The sequence below is a fragment of the Stenotrophomonas sp. HMWF003 genome, from assembly GCF_003061285.1.
Taxonomy (GTDB): domain Bacteria; phylum Pseudomonadota; class Gammaproteobacteria; order Xanthomonadales; family Xanthomonadaceae; genus Stenotrophomonas; species Stenotrophomonas maltophilia_AP.
Map to the genome: position 1 here is coordinate 1 of NZ_QAIW01000030.1, position 9,984 is coordinate 9,984.

At 61.6% G+C, this 9,984-nt stretch carries 11 protein-coding genes and 1 pseudogene; 2 read left to right on the forward strand and 10 right to left on the reverse strand.

Annotated features, from left to right (window positions below; translation table 11 throughout):
- The first annotated feature begins 739 nt into the window (after positions 1 to 739).
- Positions 740 to 2,623 carry a hypothetical protein gene (locus tag DBR34_RS01130; protein WP_219928195.1) on the forward strand — a complete coding sequence of 628 codons (1,884 nt, stop codon included), beginning with the start codon at positions 740 to 742 and terminating at the stop codon, positions 2,621 to 2,623.
- Positions 2,624 to 2,648: 25 nt separating this feature from the next.
- On the opposite strand, the gene DBR34_RS01135 is transcribed toward DBR34_RS01130, so the two are convergent.
- Both DBR34_RS01135 and DBR34_RS01140 read right to left on the reverse strand, forming a co-directional pair.
- Positions 2,649 to 3,740 (reverse strand): PA0069 family radical SAM protein, encoded by a 1,092-nt coding sequence (locus tag DBR34_RS01135; protein ID WP_111197878.1) that lies wholly within the window; start codon positions 3,738 to 3,740, stop codon positions 2,649 to 2,651.
- A gap of 149 nt (positions 3,741 to 3,889) precedes the next feature.
- Positions 3,890 to 4,228: a hypothetical protein gene (locus tag DBR34_RS01140; protein WP_128095372.1), complete on the reverse strand. Its 339-nt coding sequence runs from the start codon at positions 4,226 to 4,228 to the stop codon at positions 3,890 to 3,892.
- Positions 4,229 to 4,308: 80 nt separating this feature from the next.
- On the opposite strand from DBR34_RS01140, the gene DBR34_RS01145 reads away from it, so the two are divergent.
- Positions 4,309 to 4,533 (forward strand): helix-turn-helix transcriptional regulator, encoded by a 225-nt coding sequence (locus DBR34_RS01145; protein WP_111197874.1) that lies wholly within the window; start codon positions 4,309 to 4,311, stop codon positions 4,531 to 4,533.
- A 157-nt stretch (positions 4,534 to 4,690) separates the two neighbouring features.
- Here DBR34_RS01145 and DBR34_RS01150 read toward each other — a convergent pair.
- The 8 genes and pseudogenes from DBR34_RS01150 to DBR34_RS01185 all read right to left on the reverse strand — a co-directional run.
- Positions 4,691 to 4,927 (reverse strand): annotated as a pseudogene (locus tag DBR34_RS01150) (radical SAM protein); the annotation flags it as partial.
- 231 nt (positions 4,928 to 5,158) lie between these two features.
- Positions 5,159 to 5,908 carry a pyridoxine 5'-phosphate synthase gene (locus DBR34_RS01155; RefSeq protein ID WP_128095374.1) on the reverse strand — a complete coding sequence of 250 codons (750 nt, stop codon included), beginning with the start codon at positions 5,906 to 5,908 and terminating at the stop codon, positions 5,159 to 5,161.
- A 4-nt stretch (positions 5,909 to 5,912) separates the two neighbouring features.
- Positions 5,913 to 6,170: a hypothetical protein gene (locus DBR34_RS01160; RefSeq protein ID WP_128095375.1), complete on the reverse strand. Its 258-nt coding sequence runs from the start codon at positions 6,168 to 6,170 to the stop codon at positions 5,913 to 5,915.
- Between the two features lie 64 nt (positions 6,171 to 6,234).
- Entirely contained in the window at positions 6,235 to 7,695 is a 1,461-nt protein-coding gene (gene cls / locus DBR34_RS01165) for a cardiolipin synthase (RefSeq protein WP_128095376.1), read from the reverse strand.
- Positions 7,696 to 7,820: 125 nt separating this feature from the next.
- A complete protein-coding gene (locus tag DBR34_RS01170) occupies positions 7,821 to 8,234 on the reverse strand; it encodes a biopolymer transporter ExbD (RefSeq protein WP_038691524.1) in 414 nt (137 codons plus the stop codon).
- Positions 8,235 to 8,237: 3 nt separating this feature from the next.
- Positions 8,238 to 8,663, reverse strand: coding sequence for a biopolymer transporter ExbD (locus tag DBR34_RS01175; RefSeq protein WP_038691526.1), 426 nt, complete (start codon positions 8,661 to 8,663; stop codon positions 8,238 to 8,240).
- Positions 8,664 to 8,720: 57 nt separating this feature from the next.
- Positions 8,721 to 9,482, reverse strand: a complete 762-nt coding sequence (exbB, locus tag DBR34_RS01180; protein WP_038691528.1) for a TonB-system energizer ExbB — start codon at positions 9,480 to 9,482, stop codon at positions 8,721 to 8,723.
- Positions 9,483 to 9,567: 85 nt separating this feature from the next.
- Positions 9,568 to 9,984: energy transducer TonB (locus DBR34_RS01185; protein WP_146186744.1), on the reverse strand; the 417-nt coding region annotated here is incomplete at its 5' end.

Sequence of the window (9,984 nt, forward strand, 5' to 3'; positions counted from 1 at the left end):
AGCTTGGACGGATCTCAGGCTGGGGAGTGCCCTATACCGTAGTGCTTTGCCCGCCAATGGACGCCGTGTCGGCAGGGCAAGGGTAGGAGAGTCATGCTACGTAGGAAAACGCTTCTTGGACGCGAGCTGGCGTCCGTGTACGGAAGCCCCCGACCTATTTGATCGCCTGACTCGAAATTTCTCAACACCAGCAATGGATAGCCTTGGTAAGTAATCTACTATCGAGGTTGGGGGCCATCCCAACAACACCAACGTGACTGCAGGGCCGCCCATGCGGCCCGGCGGGCATTGCCTGATGTTGGTCCAGTGGGGCGCGCAGGGCTTGGCTGACGCGTGCTAGTCCCGTCTCGCGACGAATCCGCGGGCGGCACTACCCAGCGCTACCAGCGGATGAACCAGCCCCTTCCGACGTCCTCAATCTTGATGTCCTTGGATGCGATGAGCGGCTCAATGAATTGTCGAACCGCTCTCAGATCAGGGGTCGGCTTCCCTGAGGGCATCGTGGCTTTGCTGAAGAACCAGTTCCCTGAGACCACAATTTCGGAGACTGCCTTACGTCGATGAGGGAGGATTGGTGGATCCACCCTCCTTGGATGGGATAGATCCTCTGGTTCACTAGCGTAGATGTAGTTTTCCGGTTGGCCATGTCGACGCGTTCAGCAACTATGGTTAGTTGGTTCTGTCTTGTCTTCGCAGCAGCGACTTCGTGTCGTCATCGCTACATACTGACTTGGTGGGAATGCGCCTGATGAACCGTCTCAATTACCCCTGGACGGAAGCTTCGCTTTCGGATGCAAACGCGTTTGATTTCAATGTCGGTGATCCTGAGCTTCTCGCCAACGAGGCCTCCGCGCATCGTCTCGGTGATCTTTTTATAGCGGAGGATAGGAGTACCGACGAGCAGAGCAACTCTTCGCGAAGTCGCGTACTCCGGATGGTGGCTTCAGCTTTGCAGCTCCACCAGAGGCTGGACCTACCCAAGACCCCTTACAGTGCAATGATGGAGTTCGGTGATCGGCGGACAGCTATTGGATCCGATTGGAAGGGGTGTGGCGCAGTCCTGGATGAGTTGGGGAGACGGTCGCCCAATCCTGTGATCTGCGCTCGGCTTTTGGATCTCGCCTGGCTGGTCGAGCGGAGCCGTGTTGATGCTGGTAGAGCGGCCGTGCTTGCCTATGTTCGGGTAGCAGATGGGATGCTTACCCGAGAGCTTAGGCATCGGGATTATGATTCGGATCATCGTCCCATTAGCGAGGTCAAAAGTACGCTTCGCAGAGGGCTTCAGATCTGTGAACTGCTGCGCCTGCGCGAGGACGACTCCAATTTCATGGCGCTTAGAACTTTCTGCTTGGCGTCTGCCGATCAGTTTGAGTCTGAGGGCGACAGCCAAGGGCTGTTGGCCATGATGAACCTCGCCTTGGACTACGAGTTGGATCTGCCGGAGCGTTGTGCACCTCGTATGGAGGTAGCTGCACGCGGGTTCAGTTCTGGAACCGACCCTCATTCTGTTTGCGATGCGCTTGTTGGTGCGGGTCGCGCGTGGCGCCGTGCGCAGGACACTGCCAACTACGAGAAATGCATGCTTGAAGCGAGCTGCCGTATGGCTGAGCATGGAAGGGCACTGGGCGGAAATTTGAGTGGGTCACACTTCGTACAGCAGGCCATTGACTTGCTGCGGGGTCTGTCTTCGCCTGATGCCAAGGCCTCCAAGCGCGAGCTTCGCATAGAGTTGATTCGGCTTCAGTCCGCTGCAGAGGATGAGTTCGGTACCTTCGAGTACTCGTTTGATCTGAGCGAGTTGGTCAAGGCTGTAAAGGATCGGACTCAGGGTCTCTCGATTGAGGAGGCTCTGTTCTTGCTTGCTGCTATCCACCGGCCCCGGCCTACTTCGGTCATTGAGGAAGAGGCAATGGAAGGGATGCGGAAGCATCCATTAGGGTCATTGTTCGGTGTTCAGCAGCACGATTCCGATGGCCATGTTCGATTCCGTTCTCCGGGAACGGACATGCGAAAAATTGACCCTGCCGCATTGGAGCATGCTATCGCGAGGCAGGAGGGGATCTACCGAGAGACTGTAGTGCGGGGTCAGATCGCTGTCGTCGTATACCAGTTGGCCAGCGAGCACTCAGTAACACTTGACGAGGTCTTTCCTCTCTGCCGGGAAAGCCCATTCGTTCCTCCTGATCTCACGGAGACCTTTTCCAAGGGCATTCTGGCGTTTCTGCATGGTGATATGACGTCCGCCATGTTCATCCTGACTCCGCTGCTGGAGGCCTCGCTGGTCTATGTCCTGAAAGGACATGACGTCGATGTTGTTCGTCACGATGAGGATTCTGGAACCCAAGAGGACATGAGCATTACGCAGTTGTACAAGAATCATCGCGGTGAGCTAGAGGCCATCTTCAGCGCGTCCGTGGTTGATGACATCGAGCGAGTGTTTCTTGCTCGATCCGGCCCGGGGCTTCGCCACGCCATCGCGCACGGAACGACAAGCGATGGCCAAGCCTACTCCGGTGATTCCATCTATGCTTGCTGGCTGATGTGGCATCTTTGCCTGGTCCCACTCTTCAAAGAACGCTTTGAAGCTCGTGGCAGAGGCTCTGAGGCGGATGCTACAGATTGAGGCCTTCATACCGAGTGTTTCAGATCTAGAAGAGCTGCCCCTGGGGAGACTTTTCCTGAGGCGGTTGAAAGAGATGGGTGGCCAGCGCTGGCAGCCTGGTGAATCCGAGCTCACGATGCTTCTTCTCAAATCGCTTGCGGATCAGGTCGGCCACCGGGCCCGTTCCGGACATCCTGGTGCCGAAGCTGGCGTCGTACTCCTTTCCGCCATGCATCTGCCGCATCAAACTAAGCACGTGCTCGGCTCGATCCGGGTAGTGCAGCTCGAGCCACTCTCTCCAGATGTCCTTGATCTCGTTGGGCAGTCTGAGCAGCACGTAGCCGGCGGCCTTCGCGCCATGCTCGTATGCGGCCTGAAGGATTGCTTCGAGGTCCTGGTCGGTGATCATGGGGATGACGGGCGCGATCAGAACGCCTACCGGCACTCCTGCCTCCTGCAGCTGTTTCATTGCCCGCAGCCTGGCGTGGGGAGCGGCGGCTCGTGGCTCGAGTTTTGCCGATAGCTTCCTATCGAGCGTGGTGACCGAGAAGTAGACCGTTACCAGCCGATCTTTGGCCATCGAGGCCAGCAAGTCGATGTCCTTGGTGATCAGAGCGCTCTTGGTGACGAAGCTCACCGGATGCTTTGCGTCAGCAAGCACCTCCAGGCATTGGCGTGTAATTTGATAGTTCCTTTCTATCGGCTGATAGCCGTCGGTGTTGATCCCCAACGCAATTGGGGCGCACTTGTAGTTCGACTTGCTGATCTCTGCTCGGAGTCGTTCAGGCGCGTTCGTCTTTGCAAACAGGCGCGTCTCGAAGTCCAAGCCAGGTGAGAGGCTGAGATAGGAATGAGAAGGGCGTGCAAAGCAGTAGACGCACCCATGCTCGCACCCGCGGTACGGATTGACCGACGCGCTGAAGCCGACGTCGGGCGACGAGTTGCGGCTGATGACCGTCCGCGCTCGCTCTTCCTGTACCTGAGTTCGCAATCGCGGCTCGTCTTCCATCCCCTGATAGACGGACTCCCAGCCATCATCGACCCCTACGGTTGCTGTGGTATCGAAGCGGCTTGGGACGCAAGATGCGGCACCTCTACCTTTGATGGGAACTTGTGCCTTTCGAGCATCCTGTTCCATATCGCCAACCCAGGAAGGACAGGCAGTTAGTATTATTGCTAATCACAGGTACTGCAACACCAGGAGATTCAGTTAGCTGTAGGCCACCCTTGGATCTGCAGAGTAGGTTCTTCCCAGGCTTATCCACAGCTATGACGTGCGGAAGACCTTCATTGGGAGCGTTCGCCGGCGAGTGACTTCGCCTCAGCTAGGAAGGTTTGCATCATTGCACGCGATCGGCGTGTTGCTGCGGGCAGGGGAATGCCCAGCTGTGCGCATAGCGACGTCGCGTACGCCATCTGTGCACCGGTGGGCGGCTTGATGTCCCAATCGGTGAGTTGAGGGATGAGCTTTGACAGCTCTTCGGCAAGGCGGTACTCGAAGCTTCTGGCCTGCCCCTCCTCTTCCTGCATTCGACGCACTTGCCTGACGACTTGCTCCCTGCCCAAGGGCGAGAAGGGGAGTTCAAGAGTGAACTCCAATTCCGGACATACGAGATAAAAGTTCATGAGTAAGACGCCCAGTACTTATAGGTAGACTACCTTTAGAGGCGTAGTCTTTAAAGTACTGGAACCACAAGCTTCTTCGTATGGTCGAGCATACGAATCAAGCAAAACTTGCAGATGTGATCCGTGCGCATCGCGTTGCTCTGGGGCTCAGCCAGGAGGGCTTTGCCGATCACATCGAGATGCATCGCGCCTACTACAGCAAGATCGAACGCGGCGAGAAGAACGTCACTCTCGCCACTTTGGAGCGCGTGGCCGATGGGTTGGGCACGTCGATGTCTGCCTTGTTACTCGCTGCAGAGCTCTGACTCTCCTTGCAATACACGAACGTTGACTAACTCGTTCTGGAACGACGAGTTGGTCGCGGCTTTGCACGCATTTCCTTCCACCCCATGTGTTCACTGTTTCCGCCTTAATTGATTGATCTATAAGCCTTTATTCAATGAACAATTAGGGGGTATTGATACCGTGCTCGCAGCCGCGGTACGGGTTCACCGATTGGCTGAAGCCCACGTCCGGCGACTTATTGCGGCTGATGATGCTGCGCGCGGTCTCGGCCCGCACTTCGGTGCGCAGGCGCGGCGCGAGAAACTCCTCGCTCTCCTCGGCGTCCCAGCCATCGTGCACGGCTTCGCTGACGGTGACCTCGAAGCGGCCCGCCAGGTGGGTGGTGGAACCTCGGCCTTTGATCGCGATACCCATCGGTCGAGGCTATCGCCGGGGTGTCTCAGTGGCTGCGACGGCAGGGTGGGGAAGCATGTGCGGTAACCCACGGATCGGGATTAGTAGTATTGCTAACCACAGCCTTGTGTCAACCGGCAAAGCCTTGCGGCCATTGGGTTCTGGCCGAAATCGGCGGAATTGGTCCCCATACTTGTCCACAGGCCAGAATCGGACATCGCCGCTGGGCCGGCACCGGCCATTACAGGGCCGTCAGGGGGCCAATTGCGCCAGGTAGCCCTTCACCGTGGCGTCCAGCCCGGCGTACAGGGCTTCGCTGATCAGCGCATGTCCGATGGACACTTCCAGGACGTCCGGCACCGCCGCCAGGAAAGCGCGCAGGTTGTCCTGCGAGAGGTCGTGCCCGGCGTTCACGCCCAAGCCGGCGGCCTGCGCACGGCGGGCAGCGTCGGCGAACAGGGCCAGCATGGCCCGGGCATCGCCGGCCGCGTGTGCTTCGGCGTAGGGGCCGGTGTAGAGCTCGATGCGGTCGGCACCGATCACGGCGGCCTGGGCCAGGTCCGGGTTGCCGGCATCCACGAACAGGCTGACCCGGCAGCCATGGGATTTCAGTTCGGCGATCAGCGGGCGCAGCCGCGCTGCATCGCGGCCGAAGTCGAAGCCGTGGTCGGAGGTGAGCTGCCCGTCGCCATCGGGCACCAGGGTGGCCTGCGCTGGACGGGTCTGCGCGCACAGCGGCAGCAGCCCCGGGTAGCCCTCGCGTGGCGGCGCGAACGGGTTGCCCTCGATGTTGAATTCCACGCCACGTGCCGTGGTCAGCGCTGACAGCGCCAGCACGTCCTCGGCATGGATGTGGCGGCGGTCCGGGCGCGGGTGCACGGTGATGCCATGCGCGCCGGCGTGCAGGCAGGCACGGGCGGCCTGCAGCACGTCCGGGTCGGTGCCGCCGCGCGAGTTGCGCAGGACGGCGATCTTGTTGACGTTGACGCTGAGCTGGGTCATGGCACTACAGGGGGTCGGAGTCTTCTTCGACGAGCTGGCGACGGGCCTGGGCCTGTTCGCGCAGCCGGCGCAGTTCGGTGGGATCGATCACGCTGGAGATGTCGCGCTGGAGGTTGCCGAAGCGCGCCACGTACATCCCGCGCACCCACGCCAGCAGAAACACCAGCGCACCGAACAGGGCGAGCATCATCAGCGACATCTGGGGCACCTTCAGTGCCAGGGCGAAGCAGCCCAGCGCAAGCAGCAGGAACAGCCAATGCATCGTCATTCTCCCCGTTGACCGCGCCAGTGTAGCGCCGCCGGCCCGTGCGGTTCCACGTGCGCGGTCACAACAGCGGCGAGGCCAGCCGCGCGAATGCTTCCGGTACCCGGTGCCGCCACAGGGAGCGGCTGCGGTCGTTGTGCACGCGCACCGAGGCATCGAACTCGGCCGCCAGGATGCGCTCCAGCGCCGCCACCCGGTCGGCGTCCACGAACATCATCGACAGCTCGAAGTTGAGCCGGAAGCTACGGTGGTCGAAGTTGGCGCTGCCCACGATGCAGACGTCGTGGTCGGCAATGAAGGCCTTGGTGTGCAGCATGCGCGGGCCGTATTCGTAGATCTTCACCCCGGCCTGCAGCAGTTCGTCGAAATAGGAGCGCGCGGCCTGGGTGACGAACCAGGAATCGCTCATCTTCGGCACCAGCAGACTCACATCCAGGCCGCCCAGTGCGGCCGAGGTCAGCGCCATGCGCGCGGCCTCGCCGGGCACGAAGTAGGGTGTCACCAGCCAGACCCGCTCGCGCGCCTCGTGGATGGCGGCCACTTGCAGGCGGTGGATGGTCTCCCAGGCCGAGTCGGGGCCGGACACCAGCACCTGCGCATCGATGCTGCCGTCGGCGCGGCTGGGCATGTCGTTGGGCCACAGCTGGGCGATGGCGAAGCGCTCGGGCGGCTGCGCGGTGGCGTAGATCCAGTCTTCGATGAAGACCAGCTGCAGGCTGCGCACGACGTGGCCCGTCAGCCGCATGTGCAGGTCGCGGTAGGCATCGGGGCGGCGGCGTTCGTCTTCTTCGTCGGTGATGTTGATCCCGCCGGTGAACGCCGTGCGCCCATCGATCACCACCAGCTTGCGGTGGGTGCGCATGTTCAACCAGGGGCGCTTGAACGGCTTGAGCAGCTGACGCGGATGGAACCACGCCACTTCACCACCGGCATCCCGCAGCGGCTGCAGGAAGCGCCTGCGGAGGGCCGAGGACCCCACCGCATCCAGCAGCAGTCGTACCCGCACGCCCTCGCGGGCGCGCTCGACCAGGGCGTCGCGCAGCGCGGTGCCGGCATGGTCGGGGTTGAAGATGTAGTACTCCACGTGCACGTGGTCGCGCGCCTGCGCGATGGCGGCCAACAGTGCGGTGTAGGTAGCCGCGCCATCCACCAGCCACTCCACCTCGGTGGCCGAGGTGGGCGCCAGGCCGGTCGTGGCCTGGGCGATCTTGGCCAGTTCGGTGCAGTCCGCGTCGGGCGGGCACACGCTGCTGTAGTGCTCCATGCCCGAGCGCGCGCGACCGCGGCGCAGGCGCTGCCGCTTCACCTTCTGCGGGCCCAGCAGGTAGTAGATGAACAACCCCAGGTAGGGCAGGGCGGCCAGCGACAGGATCCAGCTCAGCGTGGCCACCGGCTCGCGTTTCTGCAGCATGATCCAGCCGGTCAGCCACAGCAGGTAGAGGATGTAGGCCGCCACCAGCAGGGGACGGAGGTGCGGGATGGCGTCGAGCCAGGCCGCAAGGGCAGGGTAGGTGGCGAGCATGGGCGGATGATAGCGGGCCGCGTGCGTTGCGCGCGTACCCGGCGCGGCGGACGGCAGCCGCCCATAAAAAAACGCCCCTGTCTCCAGGGGTGTTTTCCAGTCGCGTCATGACTGCGTCGTGCGATTTACTGCTGTACGAAGCCGATCTTCTTCATCTGAGCGTTCTTCGCGGCGGCCAATACCTTGGCCATCACGTCGTACTCAGAGTCCGGGCTGGCGTCGATGCGCAGTTCCGGCTGGTTCGTCGGGTCCTTCTGGACCTCCTGTTCCATCCGCTGCTGCAACTCGCCGGTCGCTACCGGGCTGTTGTTCCACGAGACCTGGTTGCTGGCGTCGATCTTGAGTTCGATCGGCGGCGGCGGCTCGACCAGCTGCGGCGGTGGGTTGAGCACGCGCTGCGGCAGGTCCACGGCGATCGGGTACGTCATGATCGGCGCGGTGACGATGAAGATGATCAGCAGCACCAGCATCACGTCCACGAGGGGCGTGACGTTGATGTCGGCCATGGGGCCCTTGTTACCACCAGTACTGAACGCCATGGCTTACTGCCCCTTCTCTTTGGTGGCAACGAAGCCAACGTCGAGCATGCCCTGCTCCTGCGCAATCTTGGTCATCTCGTTGATGACACGCATCTTGGTGGTGCGGTCACCACGCAGATTGAGCGGGGGCTGCGGGGTCTGCTGGGCGGCGGTCGACAAGCGCGACTCGAGCGTCTGCTTGTTGATTTCCTCGTCGTTCCAGTAGATCGAGCCGTCTTCCTTGACTGCCAGGGTGATCGGGCCCGAACGCTTCTCAGCGTCTTCCGGGTTCTGCACCAGGTTGGCCTCCGGCAGATCCACCTTGACCTTGTGGGACATCAGGGGCGCCGTGATGATGAAGATGATCAGCAGCACCAGCATCACGTCCACGAGGGGCGTAACGTTGATGTCGGCCATGGGGCCGCCGCTGTTACCACTACTGAAAGCCATAACGGGCTCCGTCTAGATCGTGTTGACTACGTTCTCGCCAGGTAAAGCGCGTCGCAATTAGCGAACGCGCGAACCGGTGGCGAAGAAGTCGTGCAGGTCGTGAGCGAACGTATCGAACTTGCTGATCGTGGCGCTGTTGATCTTGCTGAAGAAGTTGAAGGCGAACACGGCCGGGATAGCCACGAACAGACCGATGGCGGTCATGATCAGTGCTTCACCCACCGGGCCTGCAACGGCGTCGATCGAGGCGGAACCGGTGGCACCGATCTTGATCAGCGCGCCGTAGATGCCCCACACGGTACCCAGCAGACCGACGAACGGAGCGGTTGCACCGACGGTGGCCAGCAGGGTCATGCCCGACTGCAGGTTGTTGCTTTCGCGGGTCACGGCCTGACGCAGGGCGCGATCGACGAACTCCGAACGGCTCAGGTTCTCACCCAGGCCACCGGTTGCGCCGCCTTCGGCACGCTGGTGGTGGGCAGCTGCCTGGGCAGCGTCCAGAGCGATCTTCGAGAACGGCTCGGAAGCCGGCTGCTCTTCCATCGCACGGATGGCGTCCTGGGCGTTCGGGGTATCCCAGAACAGGCTCACGACCTTGTCGGCAGCGCTCTTCAGGCGGGTAGCACGGAAGATGTTGATGACGGTCCAGTACCAGGACATGGCCGACATGATGATCAGGGTCAGCAGCACGACCCAGGAGACGGCGAAATCACCCGGCTTGGTGGTCATTTCGTGGATCAGATGCTCGAAGCCCATCTGCGAGAGGGCATTCGACGGGTTGCCCCCGGCAGCAGCGGCGATGAAGAGTTCCTGCAGCATGACGCTTACCTTTGTTGTGTGTGGTGATGAATGGTGTAGCTGTAAACGACCGACGGAGCGGTGGCCGGCGGGCCACCGGCGACCATCAGTTCAGCGCAAAGTTGACCGGGACGCGAACGCGACCTGCGACCTTCTTCCCGCCCGACTCCGCAGAACGGAAGCTCCACTTGCGAGCTGCTTCCATTGCGGCGCGGTCGAGGTCACGGTTACGGCTGGACCGTTCGACCGACACATTGGTGACGTTGCCATTGGCGTCGACATCAATGATCAGGATGACTTCACCCTGGATACCTGCACGGAATGCGGCCGGCGGGTAACGCGGGGGGTTCATGTTCTTCGAGGAGATATCGACACTTGCCTCGATCGTGCTCGGCGGCGCGGGCGGCGACGGCGGGCTCGGCGGGGTGACGATGTCGTTGGCGCGCGGTTCCGGCACGTCGACCACGGGGGCCTGCGGCGGTGGCGGCACCGGCGCAGGCCCCCGTGGTCGACGTGCCGGAAC